20 protein-coding genes, 1 tRNA gene and 1 other annotated feature are annotated in these 22,276 nt (G+C 43.4%); of the genes, 14 read left to right on the top strand and 7 right to left on the bottom strand.

All coding sequences use genetic code 11. The features are described from left to right. Window positions 1-33: 33 nt before the first annotated feature. Window positions 34-115 (bottom strand) — tRNA-Leu (locus tag A5883_RS11145). 630 nt (window positions 116-745) lie between these two features. Then, window positions 746-985, top strand: a binding site (T-box leader). A 91-nt stretch (window positions 986-1,076) separates the two neighbouring features. Here A5883_RS11145 and A5883_RS11140 point away from each other — a divergent pair. The 6 genes from A5883_RS11140 to A5883_RS11115 all read left to right on the top strand — a co-directional run bounded on the left by A5883_RS11140 (window position 1,077) and on the right by A5883_RS11115 (window position 7,173). Then, on the top strand, window positions 1,077-1,925 hold the full coding sequence (locus A5883_RS11140) for an SAM hydrolase/SAM-dependent halogenase family protein (RefSeq protein WP_086338572.1): 849 nt from the start codon (window positions 1,077-1,079) through the stop codon (window positions 1,923-1,925). Then, window positions 1,922-2,476 carry an ECF-type riboflavin transporter substrate-binding protein gene (locus tag A5883_RS11135; RefSeq protein WP_086338571.1) on the top strand — a complete coding sequence of 185 codons (555 nt, stop codon included), beginning with the start codon at window positions 1,922-1,924 and terminating at the stop codon, window positions 2,474-2,476. The genes A5883_RS11140 and A5883_RS11135 overlap by 4 nt, the downstream gene beginning before the upstream one ends. 26 nt (window positions 2,477-2,502) lie before the next feature. Beyond that, on the top strand, window positions 2,503-4,212 hold the full coding sequence (locus A5883_RS11130) for an ABC transporter ATP-binding protein (protein ID WP_086338570.1): 1,710 nt from the start codon (window positions 2,503-2,505) through the stop codon (window positions 4,210-4,212). Continuing rightward, window positions 4,202-5,032 (top strand): energy-coupling factor transporter transmembrane component T family protein, encoded by an 831-nt coding sequence (locus A5883_RS11125; protein WP_005225404.1) that lies wholly within the window; start codon window positions 4,202-4,204, stop codon window positions 5,030-5,032. Before A5883_RS11130 ends, A5883_RS11125 begins: the two co-directional genes overlap by 11 nt. 444 nt (window positions 5,033-5,476) lie before the next feature. Further along, window positions 5,477-6,361: an ABC transporter ATP-binding protein gene (locus A5883_RS11120; RefSeq protein WP_086338569.1), complete on the top strand. Its 885-nt coding sequence runs from the start codon at window positions 5,477-5,479 to the stop codon at window positions 6,359-6,361. Further along, window positions 6,358-7,173 (top strand): ABC transporter permease subunit, encoded by an 816-nt coding sequence (locus tag A5883_RS11115; protein WP_016610651.1) that lies wholly within the window; start codon window positions 6,358-6,360, stop codon window positions 7,171-7,173. Before A5883_RS11120 ends, A5883_RS11115 begins: the two co-directional genes overlap by 4 nt. Before the next feature lie 285 nt (window positions 7,174-7,458). Here A5883_RS11115 and ypfJ read toward each other — a convergent pair whose 3' ends face one another. Further along, window positions 7,459-8,349 carry a KPN_02809 family neutral zinc metallopeptidase gene (gene ypfJ / locus A5883_RS11110; RefSeq protein WP_010747705.1) on the bottom strand — a complete coding sequence of 297 codons (891 nt, stop codon included), beginning with the start codon at window positions 8,347-8,349 and terminating at the stop codon, window positions 7,459-7,461. Window positions 8,350-8,550: 201 nt separating this feature from the next. Here ypfJ and A5883_RS11105 point away from each other — a divergent pair, with 201 nt between their 5' ends. The 6 genes from A5883_RS11105 to A5883_RS11080 all read left to right on the top strand — a co-directional run bounded on the left by A5883_RS11105 (window position 8,551) and on the right by A5883_RS11080 (window position 15,143). Then, window positions 8,551-10,191, top strand: coding sequence for a BglG family transcription antiterminator (locus A5883_RS11105; RefSeq protein WP_086338568.1), 1,641 nt, complete (start codon window positions 8,551-8,553; stop codon window positions 10,189-10,191). After that, entirely contained in the window at window positions 10,188-10,616 is a 429-nt protein-coding gene (locus tag A5883_RS11100; protein WP_074534939.1) for a PTS sugar transporter subunit IIA, read from the top strand. Before A5883_RS11105 ends, A5883_RS11100 begins: the two co-directional genes overlap by 4 nt. 12 nt (window positions 10,617-10,628) lie before the next feature. Further along, a complete protein-coding gene (locus tag A5883_RS11095; RefSeq protein ID WP_005225413.1) occupies window positions 10,629-10,910 on the top strand; it encodes a PTS sugar transporter subunit IIB in 282 nt (93 codons plus the stop codon). A 2-nt stretch (window positions 10,911-10,912) separates the two neighbouring features. After that, the gene (locus A5883_RS11090; protein WP_016610654.1) at window positions 10,913-12,163 is read left to right on the top strand and encodes a PTS ascorbate transporter subunit IIC; all 1,251 of its coding nucleotides are present in this window, start codon (window positions 10,913-10,915) and stop codon (window positions 12,161-12,163) included. Beyond that, window positions 12,164-12,901, top strand: coding sequence for an SIS domain-containing protein (locus tag A5883_RS11085; protein WP_086338567.1), 738 nt, complete (start codon window positions 12,164-12,166; stop codon window positions 12,899-12,901). A 703-nt stretch (window positions 12,902-13,604) separates the two neighbouring features. Then, window positions 13,605-15,143: a hypothetical protein gene (locus A5883_RS11080; RefSeq protein WP_086338566.1), complete on the top strand. Its 1,539-nt coding sequence runs from the start codon at window positions 13,605-13,607 to the stop codon at window positions 15,141-15,143. 349 nt (window positions 15,144-15,492) lie between these two features. Here the strand turns inward: A5883_RS11080 and A5883_RS11075 are convergent, their stop codons facing one another. Beyond that, the gene (locus A5883_RS11075) at window positions 15,493-16,332 is read right to left on the bottom strand and encodes an aldo/keto reductase (protein ID WP_016610001.1); all 840 of its coding nucleotides are present in this window, start codon (window positions 16,330-16,332) and stop codon (window positions 15,493-15,495) included. Window positions 16,333-16,467: 135 nt separating this feature from the next. Further along, the gene (locus A5883_RS11070) at window positions 16,468-17,295 is read right to left on the bottom strand and encodes a manganese catalase family protein (RefSeq protein WP_005225417.1); all 828 of its coding nucleotides are present in this window, start codon (window positions 17,293-17,295) and stop codon (window positions 16,468-16,470) included. A gap of 184 nt (window positions 17,296-17,479) precedes the next feature. Here A5883_RS11070 and A5883_RS11065 point away from each other — a divergent pair, with 184 nt between their 5' ends. After that, complete coding sequence (locus A5883_RS11065) at window positions 17,480-18,421, top strand: magnesium transporter CorA family protein (protein ID WP_086338565.1); 942 nt, start codon at window positions 17,480-17,482, stop codon at window positions 18,419-18,421. A 71-nt stretch (window positions 18,422-18,492) separates the two neighbouring features. Here the strand turns inward: A5883_RS11065 and A5883_RS11060 are convergent, their stop codons facing one another. The 3 genes from A5883_RS11060 to A5883_RS11050 all read right to left on the bottom strand — a co-directional run bounded on the left by A5883_RS11060 (window position 18,493) and on the right by A5883_RS11050 (window position 21,558). Then, window positions 18,493-19,344 (bottom strand): carbohydrate ABC transporter permease, encoded by an 852-nt coding sequence (locus A5883_RS11060; protein WP_010747711.1) that lies wholly within the window; start codon window positions 19,342-19,344, stop codon window positions 18,493-18,495. Beyond that, window positions 19,334-20,206: a carbohydrate ABC transporter permease gene (locus A5883_RS11055; RefSeq protein WP_016610005.1), complete on the bottom strand. Its 873-nt coding sequence runs from the start codon at window positions 20,204-20,206 to the stop codon at window positions 19,334-19,336. The genes A5883_RS11060 and A5883_RS11055 overlap by 11 nt, the downstream gene beginning before the upstream one ends. 92 nt (window positions 20,207-20,298) lie before the next feature. Beyond that, complete coding sequence (locus A5883_RS11050) at window positions 20,299-21,558, bottom strand: ABC transporter substrate-binding protein (protein ID WP_086338564.1); 1,260 nt, start codon at window positions 21,556-21,558, stop codon at window positions 20,299-20,301. Between the two features lie 406 nt (window positions 21,559-21,964). Between A5883_RS11050 and A5883_RS11045 the strand changes: the two genes are divergently transcribed. Next, window positions 21,965-22,213: a GlsB/YeaQ/YmgE family stress response membrane protein gene (locus A5883_RS11045; RefSeq protein WP_005225422.1), complete on the top strand. Its 249-nt coding sequence runs from the start codon at window positions 21,965-21,967 to the stop codon at window positions 22,211-22,213. Window positions 22,214-22,276 lie beyond the last annotated feature (63 nt).

The raw sequence follows: 22,276 nt of genomic DNA, 5'->3' as shown, positions 1-22,276 counted from the left end.
AAAAAAAGCAGTTCAGAAAGCTGAACTGCTAAATGCGGAAGATGGGAGTTGAACCCACACGAGATAAACTCACACGCGCCTGAAGCGTGCGCGTCTGCCATTCCGCCACTTCCGCATAAGATAAAGATAATCCTTTCTAGGAAGAAATGCAAGTCCAATCTCACAAAAAGGAGCCCGCCAGTGGGGACTGGCGGGATAGGAGTAAAAATGAAAAAGTGTTAGGGTTGTTTGTTGGTATACATTTATAATAGCGTGTAAATGTGAAAAAAAGTTGACGAATCAAACAGAATTCTGAGAAGAAATCGCCAAGAAAAAGTGAAACTAGATAAAACAGTCAGAAGACAAAAAGGAGCCCGCCAGCGGGGACTGGCGGGAAGGAGTAAAAATGAAAAAGTGTTAGGGTTGTTTGTTGGTATGCATTTATAATAGCGTGAAAATGTGAAAAAAAGTTGACGAATCAAACAGAATTCTGGGAAGAAATCGCCAAGAAAAAGTGAAACCATGTAAAACAGTCAGAAGACAAAAAGGAGCCCGCCAGCGGGGACTGGCGGGAAGGAGTAAAAATGAAAAAGTGTTAGGGTTGTTTGTTGGTATACAAGTATCATACCGAGAAAATATGAAGAATTTTCGAGCGAAATTCAGGAATTGCGTGAATCTTTTGACAAATTATGCCTTCTGTTTGAATTTTTTCTTAAAAGAGAATTGACAAAAGGCACAAGCTTTGATAATTTAAATGAAACAAAATGCAAACGCGATGAAAAAGAAAGTAGAATCAAGGAAGTTGTCTAGCAGAGAGTTCCGGTAGGTGAGAAGGAACGACAACGAATGATTTGAAAATGACTTTGGAGCGGATTTTCTGACTAATTAGGAAAATACGGTTGCCCCGTTAACAAGCGACAGTCTCCGAGTGTTTTCGGGTACTGAATGAGGTGAGGCCTGTGAAGGCTTTACAGATTAAGGTGGTACCGCAGGTGATGCCCTTAGCTTTGGCTAAGGGCTTTTTTTGTGTCTGTAGGGTCAGCTGTTTCATGCGATGGTTTTGTTGAAAAGGAGAAAGGTTGTTGGGAGGAGAGAAAATGCACAAATTAGTGGTTCAAACCGATTTTGGTTTGCAAGATGGAGCGGTCAATGCGATGTACGGGGTAGCCTATCAAGTGGCACCAGAGCTGGTCATTGCGGATTTGACTCATGAGATCGAGCCATACAACATTCATGACGCCAGCTATCGCCTGCTGCAAAGCGTCACCTATTGGCCAGCAGGAACAGTCTTTGTTTCAGTGGTCGATCCTGGCGTAGGGTCTGATCGACGAAGTGTGGTTGCCAAGCTGGCGACCGGGCAGTTGGTTTTGACACCAGATAACGGCACCCTGACCTATTTAGCGACTTATATCGGAATCGCTGAACTTCGGGTGATCAATGAGGCAACTGAGCGCTTGGCAGGATCAGCCGAAAGCCATACGTTTCATGGTCGGGATGTTTATATGTATAATGCCGCTCGGCTCGCCAGCGGTGCCATCAGCTTTGAAGAGCTAGGAACACCTGAACCTAAAGAAGCGATCCAAGTTTTTGCCATTGAAAAGCCAAGCCAAACAGCTAAAACGATCACAGGGACGATCGATATTCTCGATATCCGCTTTGGTTCGTTGTGGACGAATATTCCCCACACGTTCTTTAAGCAATGGCAGGTCCAATACAATGAGTCGCTGCTCGTCAGTATCTACTACCAAGATACCCTGCGTTATCAAGAAGAAGTGCGTTTCGGACGCTCCTTTGCGCAAGTGGCAGAACAAGAACCCGTCTTATATGTCAATTCCTTGCTGAATATCGGTTTAGGACTCAACTTGGCTTCATTTGCTGAAACCTATAAAATCGGCACTGGCACGAATTGGAAAATTACCCTCAAAAAAAGGAGAAATGAAAAATGAATCAATCAAAATTTACAGTAAAACACATTGTTGCAATCGGTATCGGTGCTGCGGTCTTTTTCGTCTTAAAACGTTTCGTCACGATCCCGACGGGTTTCCCAAATACAGATATCGCCACAGCCTATCCTTTCTTGGCGCTATTAGGCGTTGTCTACGGTCCGATCGTGGCTGGTTTAGCAGGTTTTATCGGGCATGCCCTAGGAGATTTAACGACTTATGGTCCATGGTGGTCTTGGATCGCCGCCTCTGGGATCTTAGGGGTGTTCTTTGGACTTTTGACTCGTTGGATTCCAATCCAGCAAGGAACCTTTGGCGTTAAAGAAATTCGGACCTTCTTGATCGGTGAAACGATCGCAAATTTGGTCGTCTGGGTGATCATTGCCCCGATCGGGGATATTTTGATCTATGGCGAACCAGCGAACAAAGTCTTTACGCAAGGAGTCATTGCGGGATTGACCAATGCAGTCGTAACTGGGATAATCGGAGTGATCCTGCTAAAAGCCTATGCCCAAACCAAAACCAAAAAAGGCAGCTTGAGCAAGGAATCCTAACCAAAGAAATGTGTGAAGGCTAAAAAATGAAACAAAAAATTATTCAATTTACGAATTTTTCTTTCCAATATGATGCACAAGCGGAACCGACCTTGAAAAACATCGATCTAACGATCTATGAAGGAGAAAAAGTCCTGATCGTCGGTGCCAGCGGTTCTGGCAAAAGTACATTAGGAAAATGTTTGAACGGTTTGATCCCGCAAAACGACAAAGGCAGTAGTACTGGAGAATTGACGATCGGTACCAATGCCTTCGGGCAAGCTTCCATCTACGAGCTGTCTTTGACCGTCGGCACGGTGCTGCAAGACACCGATAGCCAATTTGTAGGCTTGACCGTAGCAGAAGATATCGTATTTTCATTGGAAAACGATCAGCGCAGTCAAGCAGTGATGCAAGAGGCGCTGCGTTTTTGGGCAGAAAAGACTGACTTAGTGGATCATTTGGCGAAAAAACCGCAGGAATTATCGGGTGGCCAAAAGCAACGTGTTTCAATGGCAGGTGTTTTGATCGATGAAACACCGATTCTACTGTTTGATGAGCCGCTAGCCAACTTGGATCCGCAAACAGGTGTGGAAGCCATCAAAATGATCGACCAGCTTTATCAAGAGAAGCGTTTTACCACCATCATCATTGAACATCGCTTAGAAGAAGTGTTAGCCGCAGCTGTCGATCGCATCATCGTGATGGAAGAAGGCCGCATCCTTGCCGACAGTACACCGAATGAACTATTAAAAACGGACATGCTACAGCAAGTCGGCATTCGTGAACCACTGTATTTAGCTGCTTTAAAAAAAGCGGGGGTTCCCGTGACCGACGCTGCTGATTTGGTCGCGGTAGAAGCATTTGCATCACCTGAGATTGCCGAAAAACTGACTCAGTTTCAAGAAAAATTTCCGAAACCGGCGCTCCCTAGCCACCAGCCGCCGTTATTGGAAGCGAAGAATCTATCGTTTTCCTACCAAGTGGGCAAACCCATTTTGCAGGCACTGGATTTTACCATCCATCAAGGAGAAATGATTAGTTTGGTCGGGCATAATGGCGCAGGGAAATCGACCTTGTCCCATTTGATTACCGGTTTTTTGACTCCGACTTCTGGCAAATTGCTTTGGCAAGGAACGGACATGGGCAATGATTCCATCAAAGAACGAGCGCAAAAAATCGGGTATGTTTTGCAAAACAGCAATCAAATGCTGTCAAAAAACTTCCTGTTTGACGAAGTTGCCTTAGGCTTGCGCAACCGAAACGTTCCAGAGGCTGAAATTACAGAAAAAGTTCATCAGACCTTAAAAATCTGTGGTCTTTATCCGTTTCGCTCATGGCCATTGTCGGCACTAAGTCATGGGCAAAAACGCCGAGCCGCCATTGCAGCGATCCTCGTCTTAGATCCTGAACTCATTTTATTGGATGAGCCGACAGCGGGACAAGACTATCGCCATTACACCGAAATGATGCAATTTTTACAGGAGTTGAACCAGCGGGGATTAACGATCGTTATGATCACCCACGATATGCATTTGATGTTGGAGTATACACAGCGGACGATCGTTTTGACAAAAGGAACGATTTTGCTGGACGCACCGCCAGAAGTTGTTTTAGCAGACAAACAAGTGGTGAGTGCCGCGAACCTCAAAGAAACCAGCTTGTATACACTGGCGACCCTTAACCAGCTGACAGATCCCGCCGCTTTTACTGCCGCCTTCATTGCCAGCGAGAAGGAGGGACACGATGGAGAGTAATCTAATCGGCTATCTTGACCGCAAAACATGGATTCACCAATTAAGCGGTGCCGCAAAACTGATTTGTTTTTTGCTGCTATCCGTCATCGGGATGATCTCTTATGATACGCGCTTTCTCATTGGACTGGCATTGTTTTCGGTCTTTCTATTTGCCAGTGCTGGAATTCGCTACCGAGATATCGCTTTTGTATTAAAATTTATCATCTTTTTTTCGCTTTTGAATTTGGTGGCGGTCTATCTTTTCGCACCAGAATATGGGGTGGAGATCTACGGTACGCGCCACGTGATTTTCGAAGGGATCGGTCGGTATACATTGACCCAAGAGCAAGTGTTTTATGAGCTGAATCTGTTGATCAAATATTTTGTCACGATTCCCCCAGGGTTGATTTTCCTGTTTACCACCAATCCAAGCGAGTTGGCGTCCAGCATTAACCGCATCGGGATTTCCTACAAGATCGCCTATGCAGTCGCACTGGCTTTGCGTTACATTCCTGATATTCAAGATGATTTTCGGACCATTGCCAAAGCGCAGCAAGCACGGGGCGTGGAGCTTTCTAAAAAAGCACCTTTGCGCAAGCGAGTGGCAGGCAATGTCGCGATCGCGATTCCTTTGATTTTTTCCAGCTTGGAACGGATCGACCATATTTCTGCTGCCATGGAGCTAAGAAGGTTTGGCAAGCATAAGCAGCGTACCTGGCTGAAAGCTAAGCCGATCCAAGGCAAAGATCTCTTGGCGATTGCTGTCGTTTGCTTGATCGTGGCGCTCGGATTGTCCTTGATGGTCCTTAATGGCGGACGTTTCTACAATCCGTTTCGTTGATAAATCAACCCATGAAAACTTAAAAAAACGGACGCATTGTCAATAATGAAAGTGGGACGGATAAATCAGAGTTGATTCATCCGTCCCAGAAATGATCGAGCCAAAAAACGCAGGATAGTCAGTCAATTGACTTTAGCGAGTGCTACATTTGCTAAAGTCAGTTGCTGCTAGGTCTGCGTTTTTTTGCCGCAAAAAAAAAGGAGCCCGCCAGCGGGGACTGGCGGGATAGGAGTAAAAATGAAAAAGTGTTAGGGTTGTTTGTTGGTATGTATTGATAATAGCGGGAAAATGTGAAAAAAATAGGAAGAGAAAGCAATAGAAGTGTGTCAATCTGTTGATGATTTTCGTAAAACATTCCAGCGGAAGCCTTTTAGATCTTTGATTGACGGAAATGCGAAATAAGGCTACACTGATGGCATCAAAGCAGTACAAGGAGGGGACAGGATGGATGCCATTACGATCAACGGACTAAGCAAACAATACAACAAGAAGTACGCCATCGAGAACGTATCATTGCAAGTGGCAGAAGGAGAGATTTTTGGCTTTATCGGACCAAATGGTGCGGGAAAATCAACGACCATCAAAGTATTGTTGAATTTTATCAAACCAGATGCAGGGCAGGCAGCGATATTTGGACGAGATTGCCAAAAAGCAGCCAAAGAGATCAAAACGTTTACTGGGTATGTTTCCAGTGATGTACGGTTTTATTCAAAAATGACGACAGCAGAACTACTGGCATTTACGGCAGATTTTCATCAAGTCAAGCAGCCAAAAAAAGAGATTCAGGAATTGATGGAGCTTTTTCAAATTGATCCCAACAAATCGATCGCAGAACTTTCTTTAGGGAACAAGAAAAAAGTCGGGCTTGCGAGCGCCTTGATTGCACAACCGAGAATGCTGATTTTAGATGAGCCGACCAATGGCTTAGATCCCTTGATCCAAAAACGGCTGTTTGAAGAGCTTCTCAGAAGAAACAAACAGGGGATGACGATTTTTCTATCCAGTCATGATCTGCATGAAATTCAGACCTATGCCCATCGTACCGCCTTTATTCGTGAAGGACAGATCATCACCGTAAAAGAACTGAGTGAGGAAGAAAATTTCGGCAAAGTTGTAACGCTCACGAATGAGGACAGTATCTCATTAGTCGGCTTGGAAAACGTACAAGTTCTTGCTCAGGAATCACACAGCTTGCGTTTTTTCTATCAAGGGGACATGAATCAGCTGGCACATTTTCTAACCAATCCTGCCATTAAAGAGTTCACGATCGAGCACCCAACCCTTGAACAGCAATTTATGCTCCTGTATGAAGGAGGTTCTCAAAAATGACTTTAATGAAAATCGATCTTAAAAATACCTTCAAAGGCTGGCTAGTCTGGGCGATCCTTTTTGCAGCAATCATTTTTGCATTTACGGCTATCTATCCTCAAATGATCACGCCAGAAATGAAAACGTCGTTAGACCAGATGTTGGGCTCTTTCAGCCCAGAATTACTAGGCATCTTTAACATTCAACTGACAGGACCCTCAAGTTTGGTTTCTCCAACAGGTTTTTTCGGGTACTACTTTCAATACTTATTTATCGCTGCGTGTATTTATGGGATGCTTTTAGGCTTGAACAGTCTGATCACTGAAGAATCAGAAGGAACGATCGAGTATTTATACGCTCAGCCTATTAGCCGCAGAGAAATCGTTGGGTGGAAGTTCCTCGCTCGATTGTTGTTGCTGACTGGCTTTTGGCTGATTGCTTACGGCAGTAGTCTGGCCTCATTTGCTTTGTTCAAACTACCTGAAGATGACCTGTCCGCTTTTATAGAAGAAATCAGCAAAATCTTCGTTGCCGAGTACGGTGTCTTAGTCTTCTTCCTCTGTCTAGGTTTCTTTTTATCCACGATCTTGCGTTCCAGCAAACAAACCGCCAGCGTCGGCTTAGGCTGCGTGTTCGGTCTGTATTTGCTCGGCATCGTGGGGGAACTCTACGATAAATTGGAATGGCTAGCAGGACTTTCACCCGTCCGCATGGCATTACCCGTCCAACTCATGGATAACGGCGCCACATCAGTCCTATGGGTACTGCTGATCGGTATCATCTGTTTCTTTGGCACCTTTTCCCGTTATGAGCGCAAAGACTTGCAAGTCTGAGTATATCAATCAAAAGACAAAAAAAGAGCCTGTCAGCGGGGACTGACAGGCAAAGGAGTAAAAATGAAAAAGTGTTAGGGTTGTTTGTTGGTATGCTTATATAATAGTCTCGAAATGTGAAAAAAGTATGACGAAGCAGGCACGTTTTTGCGAAAAAATCATTGCGAAAGTTAAGAAAGCGTAAAGCGTCCCTTCACCAAAAGGCTTGAAGGGGCAACAAGAACCTAAAATCACTCCGAAGCAGCAGGCGGTTCATGCTGTTTCGGAGTGATTTTTTAGTTGAAGCTACTTGCTCAAGTCAAGGCTATCGACATTAAAGGTGTCGCCATGTGCTAAGTCACCATAACGATAGCCACGGTTAAACCAGTCCACGCGTTGCTGCGATGTGCCGTGCGTAAAACTATCTGGAACAACATAGCCTTGGTATTCTTTTTGCAGTGTATCATCCCCGATGGCATTGGCAGCTGTGATTGCTTCTTGAATGTCGCCAGCTTCTAAGATCGGTTGTCCTTGATAGGTTTCGCCTTGCAAGTATTTCGCAAAAGTACCAGCTAAGTAGTCAGCTTGCAGTTCCAAGCGAACGCTGTACTGATTGTATTCCTTCTCTGAAACTTGCTGGCGGATTTTGTCCAATTGTTGGGTAATCCCCAGCTCATTTTGCACATGATGACCGACTTCATGGGCGATGACATAGGCCATTGCGAAGTCGCCGCTTGCGCCATATTTATCGGAAAGCTCATTGGCAAAGCTCAGATCAAGGTACACATTCTCATCTGCTGGGCAATAAAACGGACCAACCTGTGACGTGGCATAGCCGCATGCCGACTGCACGCTTCCCGTAAATAATACGAGTGTCGGGTCTTGATAGGTTTCTTGCCGCTCTTGAAAAACGTCTTGCCAATAATCTTCTAAATAGCCGAACACGACTGCGGAAAATTCTTTTTCCTCCGTGTACTCACTAGTGCCCACATTTTCTGTCTGGTAATTGGCTGCTTGACCGCTGCCACCCAAGACATCCGGCAGCGAATTTAAATCACCACCGCTAAACAGGAAAAATAAAACAGCGATGATCACCGTACCGATCCCGCCACCAGCAGCCAACATCCCGCCTGAGCCAGATGATCGCCCCGTTCGATCATCGACATTTCTGCTTTGTCTACCCCCACGCCATTTCATGTTATCTCCTCCTATATAAATCCTAGCTTAATTATAAGAGAAAGGCGGCAGATTGTGAAAAAAAGCGCCTTGAAATTGTTATAAAATGCCTTCAGGAGCCTTGAAAATCAAAGTGTACACTCCTTTTAATCATTCTTTAATCTAACAATTAGCCTTCTAATTTGTTACAGTAGCAATAAAATAGAGGTAGAGGGTGAGCGTATGAAAATGAATTATTCGGGGACATCGGAACGAAGGATTTTGATTTTTAAACGGTTGATTGCTGGCGAGCACCTCAGCTATCAGCAGTTAGCAGAGGATTATTTCGTTTCCCGCAGCAGTATTGCAAAAGATATTTCTTATTTAAAAGAACTGTTTCAAAAAGAAAGCTTACGTCTGAGATTTGATAATTCAGGTACATTTTTTGAAGGAAGTGAATCCCAGATCCATCGGGTGCTGAAACGCTTTTGCTTAATGATGCTGGATCAACCAGCGGCGTTTTCCTTGTTGGTGGAACCTGAGAAATACCAGGAAGTAAATCAGGCGTTTCGTCGAGCGTTAGTGGAAAAACAAGTGGAAATGCCCGACAGCTATATCCAAAGTATCGTCCTTTCCATCGTGCTGCTGATCGAACGGGCGAGTCATGCGGAAAACTTAGTGATTGAAGAAAATCGCCAAGTGGGGAAACTGTTTTTGGAGTTCGACAAATATCCGTTAGTCTATGAGCTACTGAAAGAAATCGAAGAACAGCACATTTATCAATTTTCACCAAAAGAAGTGCAATATCTAACCTACCTGATTGTCGGTAGCGGCTTGAAATTTTTTATGAAAAGTGAAAAAGTTCCTTTCGTCTTTCGGGGAAAAGTGCGCAACTTGATTCAAAAAATCAGCGAAGGCTTAGGCACCGACTTGACCCAAGACAATCGATTGGAAGAAGATGTGACGATCCATCTGTATCAACTGCTGTTGCGGATCGAAGCGCAAACCACAGTCATCAACCCTTTGTTAGAGGAAATCAAACAAAACTATCCTGCCTTGTATGGCGTGGTCTGGTTCTCGCTCCATGATTTTTTGAAAGCGTATCAAGTGGGGATCTCTGATGATGAGATCGGATTTGTCACAATCCATTTTCAAGCAGCGATCGAGCGAATGCGCCGCATGAACAAAATCATTTTTGTCTGTCCCAATGGCGTCGGCACTAGCTCGTTTGTCTCTGCGAAAATTCGTCGCATTCTGCCAGAGATCGACAGTATCGAAACCGTTTCAGTAGAAAAATTAAAGCAGATGGACATCTCGGCGATCGATTTTATTATTTCAACCATCGATCTCGTCGGGATTCAAAAACCTGTGGTACGGATCTCGCCTATGGTGACCAATCGCGACATGAAGCGGATCATGAATCACTACATCGATTTAGTCATCGATAATGAGGCGGTAGTCGATCAAAATGGTTTACTTCTTCAAGCCCAATCGATGATCCAGCCAACCGTCTTTTTCGAGCGATTTGCCAGCAAAACAGAAGCCATCAATTTTCTGATCGAACAAACCCCTTTTAGTGATGAAAAACGAAAAGCGCAGTTTCAGCAATCCGTCATTGAAAGAGAGCAGCTACAATCAACCTATTTAGATAATGGCTTTGCCATCCCTCATGGCAATCCGAATTATGTCGAAAAAACAGCCATCTCGATTTTGCTTTTGGATCAGCCAGTAGAATGGGACAACCAAAAAGCCGACATCATTATTTTATTGATGATCCGAGAGGATGAGACGCAAAAGGTGGAACCAATGATGAAATTGATCATGCAAGGAATCGAAAACAAAGAATGGTTCCTATCAAAAATGTTGGAGGTTAAATCAGAATGAAAGTGAAGGATTCTTTGCCTGAAAAGCATATACAAACGGATGAGACAGTGACAGATTGGCGCTCAGCCGTAAAATTAGCCAGCCAGCCCTTGCTGGATGAAGCGCTGATCACGTCAGAATACATCGAAGCGATGATTCAAAGTGTGGAAGAAAATGGTCCTTACATGGTGTTGGCGGATTACTTTGCCCTGATGCATGCCCGTCCTGGAGAAGGGGTTTTGGAACAAAGTATGAGCCTTTTAGTAACGAAACAGCCCATCGATCTTGAGGGCAAACCGGTGCGGATATTTCTTGTCTTAGCCGCCGCAGATAGTCAAAGCCATCTAGAAAGCTTGAAAGAGATCATGGCGATCTTTATGGATGAAGAAAAATACAACGTGATATTAAATGGCGATCGGGAACAAATTTGTCAATTATTCCAATAGGAGGAAAAGGATATGAAAATTTTAGCAGTATGTGGATTTGGTGTAGGAAGCTCAATGGTATTGAAGATGACGATCGACAAGGTGATCAAAGAGTTAGGGTTGACGGCAACTGCCGAGAATACTGATTTATCAACGGCAAAAGCGACACCAGCAGATGTTTATTTTACGAGTAATGAATTATTGAATGAGTTAAAAGCATCCGTGAAAGCACCCGTTTATCCAATCAAAAAGTATATGGATAAAGAAGAAGTCAAACAGCAAATGGAAAAATTTTTAGCTGAAAGAGAGGGATAATCATGAATTTTGTCACGGATTATATTTTAAAAAATCCGCCAGTCCTACTGGGGATCATTGCCATGATTGGGTTATTGGTACAAAGAAAACCTTTTGCAGAAGTCGTCAAAGGAACCTTAACAGCTTCCTTCGGGATGGTGGCATTGACGGCTGGGGTAAATATGTTGGTGGGAACGATCGCACCGATCAATGCAGCGGTTCAAACCCAATTAGGCGTTGCTGTGTCAGATGGACTCTCTGACATCACCTTTACGGCAGAATACGGCGGAACAGTTGGTTTAGCGATGTTTTTCGGACTTGTCATTCATTTATTGATTGCTCGCTTTACACCTGTGAAGACGATTTTCCTCACCGGTCACATGTTGTGGTGGTTCCCGTTCGTCATCGTCGCTGGGGGCGTTGAAGGCGGACTTACCGGAATCCCACTGTTGATCTTAGGGGCGGTTCTATCTGCTTGCTACTGGTCCTTCATGCCATGGATCATGCGTAAATATGTGTGGGATGCCACAGGCGATGATTCATTTTTGATCGGTCATCCAACGGGGATCTTGTCATTGGTTTCAGGCTTTGTTGCAAAACGGGTCGGAAACAAAGAAAAATCGACGGAAGATTTGAAAGTGCCTGAAAATCTATCGTTTTTCCGTGAAATATCGATTACTGGCGCGTTAGTGATGTTTTTGATGAATGTCGTCATCGGTTTGATTGCGCCCGTATTAGTTCCTGAAGGGGGCAACTTGGTGATGTTTGCGGTTGATGCTGGCTTGAACTTCGGTGCAGGATTATTGATCATGTTGTATGGGGTACGTCTATTGATCAACCAAATCATTCCCGCCTTTCAAGGGATCGCAGAAAAAGTCGTTCCTGGAGCAAAACCAGCTTTTGATGTGCCCATCTTGTTCAACTATCGTCCAAATGCTGTAATCATCGGCTTTATCGTGGCGATGATCACCTCAACGATTTTAGTGGTCATTGCCAATACGACCAACGTCTTTGGCATTTTGATCGTTCCTTTAGTCATCACCAGCTTCTTTGAATGTGGCGGTGCTGCGGTGATTGGCGAAGGACAAGGGGGCTTGCGAGGTGCCATTATTGGTACGATCACAGCTTCTGTCGTTATGGTAGCACTCGTTGGGATCTCTGCAGCGTTGTTCTCAACGACGATTCAAAACTGGATCTTGATTTTCGGTGGGAACGATTTATCTCTATGGGGCATCCTTGGTGAATTGATCGGCAAGCTGTTTGGAGGGTTTTAAATGTTTCAATACTTTGAAAAAGCAAAAGAACTATTGTCTATTGTAGAAGAAAAAGAAGCACCAGCGATTGAGCAAGCCATTGAATTACTGACGCAAGCCAACTTGACCAAAAAAGCCATCTACATTTTTGGCGCAAGTCACGCTGGGATCTTAGCTGAAGAGATGTATTATCGAGCAGGTGGCATGATGACCATCAATGCGATCTTTGGAAGAGAACTGATGCTTGATCGCAGTCCAATCACCTTCACTAGTAAAATGGAGCGCTTAGAAGGCTACGGTAGTGCCTTGGCGGCGACCCAACCCTTTACAGTAGGTGATGTGCTGATCTTGCATTCGGTGTCTGGGCGAAACCCAGTTATCATCGATATGGCGCTTCATGCAAAAGAAAAGGGGGTCAAGATCATCGCATTAACGAATCTTACCTATTCAAAAACAGTCACCAGCCGTCATACATCAGGCTTGCGTTTATTTGAAACGGCGGATATCGTCATCGACAATCATGGGGAGATTGGCGATGCAGCGTGTACGATTCCTGACGTCGAACAAAAAGTCGGGCCTACATCGACTGTGGTCGGCGCAACGATCTTAAATGCGATCATCGTTGAAGTTTGCCAAAAACTAAAAGAAGCCGGTGTCGACTATCCGCCGATTTTTTACTCAGCGAACCTAGACGGCGGGGATGAATTGAACCAGTCCCTGTTTGAAAAGTACCAAGAAGCGATCCATTATCAGCTGTAGGTCAAGAGTTAGTCGTTCCTTAGCGAAATAAGACGGTCAAAGAAACCATTCAAGACATTTTCTCCTTGCGAGAGAATGTCTTTTTTTGCTTACTTGTTAGAAAAGGGCCGGAGCATAGGGATGAAAATGCGATTCAAGCAAAGATGGCTTAAACTAGAATTATGTATTTTTACTTAATAATGGTCTTTAAAAATAAAAATATATAAAATAATAGCTAAAATATGAATAAAATACTGCAAAAACGATTGTTGTTTAACTTCTCGCTCGGTATAATTAGCTTGGGAGCTACAGCAAGACAACAAATAATGAATAAAAAATCTACAAACCGTTGATTAGAAAGGAGCAGCTTATGGAATAGGTAGAGAGGAAGATCGAAAAAAGACAACATTGTAAGAGTAACAGGTGGGGAATTCTTCCACATCTCTAACTTCCAGCAATTAGCAGAAATCTTTGAAAAAATTCGTTACGAGCTATTTGACGAAGATATCCAAAAGCTGCAAATCGAACTTTCAGATACTATTGCTCAAAATCTTCAGACGACCAATGTGGAGTCTGAACGTTTAGCAGCATAGAGTTCTTTTTAAGGAATATGAATTTGTTGTTCATCAAATGGTTATCAATTATTTTTTTACTAGTGAAAAATAATCATTTGATGAACATTTTTCATAAACTTCCAAAACCTTAGATGTAAGGAGTGAATTGAATGCAATCAGATCAACGCATAACCGCAATGAGAAAGAAAGAGGCTGATAGAGCGAATCCCTTATGTATCAATCTTTGTATTTTATTAATTTGTTTCACCATCTGTCACTTTTTAGTTTTACCTGTAAAAGCAGCCGAAGTTTCAGATACTGATTCAATTCAGATAGAAGGCACCTTAGCGGCCATCCTCAACAGCGAAAGAATTAATCCAGAATCCACAGAGCCGCTCACTGAACCGTTGCTGGAAATCGTCACGGAACTTCCGAATTCAGAATTGATGGTTCCTTTTTTAGAATTAATTTATGCGGTCACACCAAGCGAAGGACAAACGTTAGAAGAAGTCTATGTCAATGTAAACGGCGAATACGATCAGCACTTGTATCAAAAAAAAGCGGGAGAACCTGAAGTTACAGAGCGAACATTCGGTGAAGCTCGTCTCTTTCTTTCTACCGATGAACAGGAAAACCGATTTGAATTGGTCGCCGTCGATAGTAGTAACAAAAGGACTTATTATCCCATAGAGCAGTCATTTTGGCTATCCGAAAATCCCGAACCACCGTCGCCGACTATCGCTGATGTAACGACGGAAGAGTATTTCGGTGAAGAAGTGACCTTCATTAACAATCGGCTCCATTTTCAACTGGATAGGGAGCGCTTTAATCAAGAATTCGGGTCAAACCATGAAACGGTTTTAGACAAATTGCTTTATGAACTTTCATATTTTGGTGGTGAACTTCTATCCGGTCCAGATAAAAATGATTTTGCAACAATTCGTTTGAAGGGAACTACTTATGAAGAGCTTGAAAGGATTATACAGAAGTCAATCTCAGAATCCTATGGATTTATCGCTGATGGAAAGATCCAAGAGATAGCTTTAGCCACATCAGACTTATTGCCTAGTGAGGAAGAATCTGTCAACCGCTCCTTTGAGTTAAAACCTGAAATGGTGCGAGTTGGTTTTGTTCCTGGATTGTTTTTGAGAAGGTACCAAAACAATGTGTTGAGCTTTCAATTGCATGAAGAAACATCTTTTTTGAATGCTGAAACGTTTCCAGAGACTTACCTTAGTAAAAAACTGATTGAAAATAAGATTGATGAAACAATTACAGCAATAGATGGGATTCGCTTGGAAAGAAATCCTTCTAGTTATTCTCTTTTCCGCGTAAAGGTTGCTGATGGGACACCTAGAGAATTGATAAAAAAAGCTCAAAAACTATTGGCAGAGCACCCCAACATTTTTGCAGAAGCACGTTTAGCTATATTGGCAGACATAAAAACACCACGTTATGACACAATTCCTGAATACGAAAGAAAACCTCTTGATAGGCGATTAAATCACTTAGAACAACAAATATACCAATTTTGGGGAAGGATTAATGAAAATGGCACAGTTTCTTCAATGGCAGATATGGGCTTAAGAGGGCTGCCGACTATCGTGAAACTACTAGGAGGCGCCGGTCTATTTTGTGGCATTCTGAGTTTCGCCATCTTCATTTACCGAAAAAGACCTCCTCGCAAGAAACACGAGTTTTGGGGATAACGTTCACTGATGGGCATGTGGAAATTCCTTTCAAGCTGAAGGAGAACGGGGGAAACGCTGTTGTCTTTAAGTGTCGAAAAAGTGAAGGACAACCTTCTTTCGAGAAACCGACATTCGATTAAAAGCTGTGATGAACGCCTAGCTGACGCTTGTCACCTTTAAGAAAATCGAACTGCTAGCAAGGGAATTTCTGCCAAAAAGAATATTTTATCGTACGACTTTGATTCGGGCAAAGCTAACCACTGGAGCCTTGGTTACATAAAAACCTCTCAAAAGCAGCTGGTCGCTGATTTTTGAGAGGTTTTGTCTACCAAGAGATAGCTATGGTGTTTTTTCCAGTTGAAATTGTTTATTCAAATTCTTCATACTCATTTGGGTCTTGACCATCGATACGGCCGTCTGCTTTGTTTAACTGATTGATTTGATTGATTTCATCTTCAGTCAGTTCAAAGTCGAAGATCGCAAGATTTTCTCGTTGATGGGCGAGGTTTCTTGATTTTGGAAGGGGCAAAATGCCACGATCCACATGCCAGCGCAAGATGATTTGACCAGCTGATTTTTGGTATTTCTCAGCTAATTCAGTGATCAGTGGTTCTTTCAGGGCATCGCTGCCACGACCTAATGGGCTCCAGGCTTCCGTTACGATGCCGCGCTTTTTGTTTTCTGCGACCATTCGTTCTTGGACCCAGTAAGGATGGATCTCAATTTGATTTAGTGCAGGGGTCACACCAGTTGCTTCAATGATGGCATCCAAATGTTCTGGTTCAAAATTGGAAACGCCGATGGAACGGATCAAGCCTAATTTTTGGGCGGTCACTAAGGCTTGCCAAGCTTCGACATATTTGCCGCGTTTTGGTAATGGCCAGTGGATCAAAAAGGCATCGAAGTAGTCGAGCCCCATGCGAGCAAGGGATTCTTGAATGCTGGTTAAGGCATCATCATAGCCATGGTATTTTCCTGGTAATTTTGAGGTGATATAAAATTCTGAACGTGGGATACCAGAGCGACGGATCGCTTTGCCGACAATGCCTTCATTGTCATAATTGGTTGAAGAATCGATCAAGCGATACCCGTCGGCGATCGCTGCTTGCAGCTGGCTCAATCCTTCGCCTCCACGGATCTGATAAGTACCGATGCCCACTGCGGGGCGTAAATTGCCGTCGTTTAATGTCAGTAAAGGTGCTTTCATAAAATGATTCCTCCTTTTCTTCTCTACATTCTACTCTAACGCTTTTTTGACAGGAACGTAACCAACTTGCTCAAACAGACAAAGAAAAAAGAGCAACGGTTTCTGTTTCAGAAACAATTGCTCTTTTTGATCAAATTATTTTTCAGGCGGTGTGCCATACATTTTTGGTGTGACTTGATCGAGTTTTGGCGCTTTTCCTTCGACTTTTGGTTCGTCTAGCCATTGGTATTCGCCTTCACCATCAAGGGCTTTGCCTTTCGCCCAAGAGCCTTCTTTACTTTGGTCGCCTTCTGAGAAGTTATAGAAATCATAAGCGATATCTAAGCGTTCGTTTTTGCGGTCAAAGGTAGTCGGCACTAAAATTGAGCCTTCGTTTTCTTCCAATTCTTTCACGGCAGCTGCCCAAAGATTTTGGTGGTAGCTATCACGCGCTAATAAGACCGAAAGTAAGTCTTTGACCCCACGGTCATCGATCATTTCATAGATGCGTGCTACTTGCAGACGACCTTGTGATTCCGCATTTAAGTTGGCACGGAAATCAGCAAGTAAGTTGCCACTAGCAATGATATACGCACCTGACCATGGATTGCCGACGCTATCAGCAGGGCGTGGTCCTAAGCCGGCAACGATGGCATGTTGCGGATTCATTCCAGAAATGATCGCACCGATCGTTGGGTCTTTTTTCATAGCCGCTTCTTGATCTTCCACAGGTGCACCTTCCAGTAGACGTGCAACCATCGTTGCTAACATTTCAACGTGTCCAAGCTCTTCAGTAGCGATATCCATTAACATGTCTTTGTATTTTTCTTCCCCACGGCAGCTCCATCCTTGGAATAAGTATTGCATGGCAACACTCATTTCTCCATATTGTCCACCGATTAATTCTTGAAGGTATTTCGCAACTAACGGATTTGGTTTTTCTGGTTTAGCTTCAAACTGTAATTCTTTCTGATGACGAAACATACTATTCCTCCTAAAATTTTTTATTGGGCCCATAAAAAGTTTCTCATGAATCGAAACGTTCGTCTAATAAAACGCACTTTGCCAAAATAAAAAAGCACTGAAAAGAAAAGCCATTTACTTTGACAAAAAGCGTGAAGCGTTAGATAGTTAAATTAAGAGAGAATTAGAAAAGGAGCGAGTCACCATGTTTCAGTATTATAAAATGGAAGACCGAAAAATCAGGGAATCTTCGGAGGAGGATTACAATTGGCTAGTGGTTTCTGGCACAGATCCAGAGGAACAACGACACTTGTTAGATAAGTATCAACTGCCCGAAGATATTTTTATTGGCGCCAATGAACCGGAAGAAGTCTCACGTTTGGAATACTTGCGCAACACCAAGTTAAATCATCCGATTCTCTATACTTTGATCGATTTGTCGGAAGTGACTGAGGATCGAATCGAAGACCGTCTTGAGCCTGTGACTTTTATCTACACCAAAGATCTGTTGATTACGTATGTCTCCCATCAATCCAATCTGATCAAACGATTGATCGAAAAGCATGAACAAGATATTCAACGGTATGAAGATATCGTTGCCTATTCGACGTTGATGATCTACACCCATTACATCAAAGGTCTGCAGGAAATGAAGAAGCAAATCGATGATTTGGATCAAGCTGCCCGTAAAACGACAGAAAACAACGAATTGTTTAACTTAGCCGATACCGAACGAGACATGGTCTATCTTGATCACACCTTGCGAGACCAAAACCATACTGTCGATCGTTTGATGGATCGCAAAGAATTTTTGGATCGTTTGGATAATGAAGCACTCGTTTATGACATCAAGCTGCGGCAGAAATTTGCCATGAAAATGGTCACCATCTATCGCGACTTGTTAGAAACCATCGGTGGCTTGTTCTCCGATATGATGGACAACAATCTAAACCATCTGATGAAATACTTAGATTCTGCGGCATTAGTGGTAGCTGTGCCGTCCTTGATCGCCGGGCTATGGGGGATTAACACCGGAGGACTGCCAGGAAAAGACAATGCAATCGGTACGATCGTCGTCTTTGGATTAGCTATTTTAGTCGGCATTTTAACTGCCGTCTACTTGTCGCGAAAAGACTTTTCAAAATAAAAAGCGCCGCTGCTCTGTGGCACCGTTCATCCATAAAAGGAGAAAGGTGTGACGAAGCAGTCGGCACTTTTTTATTTTAGCCCACTGTCTAAATTGCTGTCGAGAATCCAGCGCTGAAAGGCGAGGAAGACCAGCAGCAAAGGCAAAATGGAAATTACTGAGGCTGCGATCAAAATCGTCCAATTGATATTTTCCGCGCCCACCAAGCTGCGGATCGCCACTTGCAAGGTGTACTTTTTCGGATCATTCAAGACGATCAAGGGCCAGATATAATCATTCCACCGCCACTGGAACGAAAAGATCCCCAGTGTCATAATGATTGGTCGGGCAATCGGCAGCATGATTTTCAAAAAGATCATCCCATCCGAGGCGCCATCGATGCGGGCTGATTCAATCAAATCGTCAGGAACGGAGACGAAAAAGGTTCGGAACATAAAGATACCTGTTGCTGTATTGATGGAAGGGATGATGATCCCCAATAAATTATCATATAAGCCTAGCGAACGAATGACGGAAAACGTTGGGTTCATGATAACTTCCGTCGGCAGCATGGTGGTGGCGATGATACAGATGAAGAAAAAACGCAACCATTTGGCATCGTATTTTGCAAAGGCATAGCCACAGGCGGCGCTGACTAGGATCGTCAATAAAGTGGTGACCACCGCTGAAATCAACGTATTATTGAAGTAACGAAAGAAATCCAATGTTGTCCAAGCATCAATAAAGTTTTGAATGGTTGGATTTTCAGGAATGATTTTCAAGGGATATGCAAATAGTTCAGTCCCTGGTTTAAAGGCACTTAATAAGAACCAAAGTAGTGGGAAAAGGTACAGCAGGGAAGTGATGATCAGTGCCAGCGTTAAAAAAAACATCGCTGACTTTCTTGTGACAGGTCGTTTGGTTTTGATGGTCTTAGATGTCATTCTTGCCGCCTCCAATCTTCATTTGTGCTAAGCCTAACAGTAAAAGAATCACGAAAAGTACCATGGAGGCAGCACTGGCATAGCCGACCCGCATTTTGTCAAACCCAGTCGTATAGATATATTGCACGATCAACATGTTGTCGGTTCCTGGACCACCATTGGTCAGCGATTGCACGAGGGCGAACTCTTTCATAGCGCCGATCGAAGCCAATAAGATGACCATAAAGGAAGTCGGCCGCAGCATAGGCAAGGTGATGTAGCGCAATTTGTGCCCAAAGCTGGCGCCGTCGATCTCGGCAGCTTCATACAACGAGCGGGGGATATTTTTCAAAGCTGCAGTAAATTGCAGCATGTTAAAGGCAGTCCCACCCCAGATGGCAGCCAAAATAATGACAGAAAAGGCAGCATTCGAGTCGGTAAACCATGGGACAGTTGGTTGTCCTGCTTGCTCTAGAATAAAGTTGATAAAGCCAAAGTTTTCACCAAACAGCCATTTCCAGATAACCCCAGCGATGATCCCAGAGATGGTCCATGGTAAGAAAAAAATGATCTTTGCGAAAAATTTGCCTTTCGCCAGCTGACTATTCAACATCAAAGCGACGGCGAGAGAAACGACATAGATACTTGGGACTAGAATGATCACATAACGAAATGTACGAAATAGTGCTTTATAGAAGCTGGCGTCTTGAAACAATTCTTGATAATTCGCCAAGCCGATAAAATTGGCTGTCGCAAAGCCTTTATAGTCGGTTAACGAGTAATAAAGTCCTAAGAGTGCTGGAATCAAAAAGAAGATAATGAACAAAATGATGCTTGCGCCAGTGAATAGCAACGGCCATTTGTTTTTTTGTAAAGTACTCACAGAAAATTCCTCCTCCGACGATCGTATCAGCAACAAAGAACCCGCAGTCTGCAAAAAGCCAGACTATGGGTTCTTTGTGGTTGAACGTCTGTTTATTTCTTCAAAAACCCATCATTGTAATCCTTGATCGTCTTGTCGATTGCCTCATCTAATGTAATTTCATCATTTAATACTTGCACGATGGCATCACGGTAAGCCCCTGTCAATCCAGTGTAGCCTTTCATACTCATCGTCACTTGATCGGTGGTTTGCTTGCTGCTGATTGGTTGAGCAGCGGCTGCGATCTCTTGGTTGTAGATTTCATAAGCATCCTGGCCTTGTTCATAGTCGACCGTCAAATCTTCCACCGCAGGTAAGTAACCAGCATAGGTACAAAGCTGTTTGTAATTTTCTTCTTCGTACAACCATTTGATGAATTTTTCGCCTTCTTCACTGTTTTTACTATTGTTGAAGCCAGTGATGAAGTTGCCGCCCATATTGACCGCGCGGGTCTCTTCATAAGGAGAATAGGTGGATTGCCAGTTAAAGTTGCTGATGTTGGTAGAAAAATCAACGATCTGCCAGCTGCCAGAAAAGTAAGCTGGAACACGGCCGCTCTTGAACATAGCAGAAGCATCTTCTCCAGAGGTCCAAACCGATTTTGGCATCACTTCGTCATTGTTCAAATCAACAAATTTTTGCAAAGCCGTTTTCGTAGCATCATCGGTCGTGTAAGAATCACCGCTGTCATCTAAAAAGAAATCTTGTCCCCCGTATTGATAGGTGAAAGCCCGTAAACGGTGATCCGACGCGTCCATGATCATACCGTATTTGGCATCGGTTTTTTCAACGACTTCATTGATCGCGGTTAAAAATTCATCCCAAGTCCAAATGTCCTCTTCCGAAGTGGGGTAGGTCACACCAGCTTCGTCAAACAAATCCGTATTGATAAACAACCCAGTGGCAGTGACATCAGAAGGAAGTGCTTTGACGACATCTGCTTCATCTTTGATCGTCATCGATTCCAATGTTTTTGCCTCACTGGCGATGTCTGATAGATCCATCAGATAGTCATTCCAGTCAGGTTGAACGGTAGAAACCCGCACGACCTCTGGCGCATCATCCGCTTGAACAGCTTTGGTGATCTTTGTCAGCAAGTCCGCATAAGGCACATCGGTGACTTCGACAGTCACACCAGTTTCTTCCTTGTATTTTTCCGCCATTTTCGAATAAGCGCCGCCTTCACTGGTATCTCCAGAAACGAACATACGGATCTGCTTGTTCTCGCTGGCACTGTCACCACTGCCGCAGCCAGCGACCCCTAACATCACTGCCGCCAAAGACAAAATTGAATACCCTATTTTTTTGTTCATTTTGTTCCTCTCCTTTATTGAATGATTTTTGTTCAAAAAAACGTTTCCAATCGAAAACGATCGAAACGTCCCCCAATGAAAAATAGCTGAAGTACTGAAATGATAGCAGTCCTAGGACTGATCGAGGAGTGAAAAGTGCCAATTATCTGACAAAATAAGAGTGGTTCTCCCTCAGTTTAGCGGATAAGATGCAAAATACAAAATAAAACGATTTCAAAAAATGCACCAATACTAAAAAAAACGAATTAAAGCTCTTACAACGATAATTAGGAAGTACTGATAAACGTTAATATAACAAGGTTTGAATTTTTTTTTTGCAAATTGAGTGCAAATCTTTTGTCTAAAACGGGGATTAAGCGTAACATAATATGTGTAATAACTACTTAAAAGAAAGAAGGAGAAAAATATGCATTGGTTATGGGTATTAATCGTAGGAGCTATTATCGGTTTGATCGCCGGAGCTATCACAAATAAAGGTGGATCAATGGGTTGGATCGCCAACATCGTTGCAGGTTTAGTAGGTTCAGCTATTGGACAAGCGATCTTAGGTTCTTGGGGTCCATCACTTGCTGGAATGGCAATCGTCCCATCAATTATTGGTGCGGTTATTGTAGTTGCTGTTGTTTCATTCTTCTTAGGACGTTCAAACGGCTAGTCCATTCAGCAATTGTTTTCATTCATTTATTTCGGGTAGCAATTACCTCGAATAGACAGGCAA

Source organism: Enterococcus sp. 5B3_DIV0040, assembly GCF_002140755.1.
Taxonomy (GTDB): Bacteria; Bacillota; Bacilli; order Lactobacillales; family Enterococcaceae; genus Enterococcus_D; species Enterococcus_D casseliflavus.
Note: the sequence above shows the minus strand (reverse complement) of the source record. Positions and strands in the feature narration are given on the sequence as shown.

Excerpts from the sequence above, each read along its gene's own strand:
- A5883_RS11140 (WP_086338572.1), top strand. The coding sequence starts at position 1,077 with ATGCACAAATTAGTGGTTCAAACCGATTTTGGTTTGCAAGATGGAGCG.
- A5883_RS11135 (WP_086338571.1), top strand. The coding sequence starts at position 1,922 with ATGAATCAATCAAAATTTACAGTAAAACACATTGTTGCAATCGGTATC.
- A5883_RS11130 (WP_086338570.1), top strand. The coding sequence starts at position 2,503 with ATGAAACAAAAAATTATTCAATTTACGAATTTTTCTTTCCAATATGAT.
- A5883_RS11125 (WP_005225404.1), top strand. The coding sequence starts at position 4,202 with ATGGAGAGTAATCTAATCGGCTATCTTGACCGCAAAACATGGATTCAC.
- A5883_RS11120 (WP_086338569.1), top strand. The coding sequence starts at position 5,477 with ATGGATGCCATTACGATCAACGGACTAAGCAAACAATACAACAAGAAG.
- A5883_RS11115 (WP_016610651.1), top strand. The coding sequence starts at position 6,358 with ATGACTTTAATGAAAATCGATCTTAAAAATACCTTCAAAGGCTGGCTA.
- ypfJ (WP_010747705.1), bottom strand. The coding sequence starts at position 8,349 with ATGAAATGGCGTGGGGGTAGACAAAGCAGAAATGTCGATGATCGAACG.
- A5883_RS11105 (WP_086338568.1), top strand. The coding sequence starts at position 8,551 with ATGAAAATGAATTATTCGGGGACATCGGAACGAAGGATTTTGATTTTT.
- A5883_RS11100 (WP_074534939.1), top strand. The coding sequence starts at position 10,188 with ATGAAAGTGAAGGATTCTTTGCCTGAAAAGCATATACAAACGGATGAG.
- A5883_RS11095 (WP_005225413.1), top strand. The coding sequence starts at position 10,629 with ATGAAAATTTTAGCAGTATGTGGATTTGGTGTAGGAAGCTCAATGGTA.
- A5883_RS11090 (WP_016610654.1), top strand. The coding sequence starts at position 10,913 with ATGAATTTTGTCACGGATTATATTTTAAAAAATCCGCCAGTCCTACTG.
- A5883_RS11085 (WP_086338567.1), top strand. The coding sequence starts at position 12,164 with ATGTTTCAATACTTTGAAAAAGCAAAAGAACTATTGTCTATTGTAGAA.
- A5883_RS11080 (WP_086338566.1), top strand. The coding sequence starts at position 13,605 with ATGCAATCAGATCAACGCATAACCGCAATGAGAAAGAAAGAGGCTGAT.
- A5883_RS11075 (WP_016610001.1), bottom strand. The coding sequence starts at position 16,332 with ATGAAAGCACCTTTACTGACATTAAACGACGGCAATTTACGCCCCGCA.
- A5883_RS11070 (WP_005225417.1), bottom strand. The coding sequence starts at position 17,295 with ATGTTTCGTCATCAGAAAGAATTACAGTTTGAAGCTAAACCAGAAAAA.
- A5883_RS11065 (WP_086338565.1), top strand. The coding sequence starts at position 17,480 with ATGTTTCAGTATTATAAAATGGAAGACCGAAAAATCAGGGAATCTTCG.
- A5883_RS11060 (WP_010747711.1), bottom strand. The coding sequence starts at position 19,344 with ATGACATCTAAGACCATCAAAACCAAACGACCTGTCACAAGAAAGTCA.
- A5883_RS11050 (WP_086338564.1), bottom strand. The coding sequence starts at position 21,558 with ATGAACAAAAAAATAGGGTATTCAATTTTGTCTTTGGCGGCAGTGATG.
- A5883_RS11045 (WP_005225422.1), top strand. The coding sequence starts at position 21,965 with ATGCATTGGTTATGGGTATTAATCGTAGGAGCTATTATCGGTTTGATC.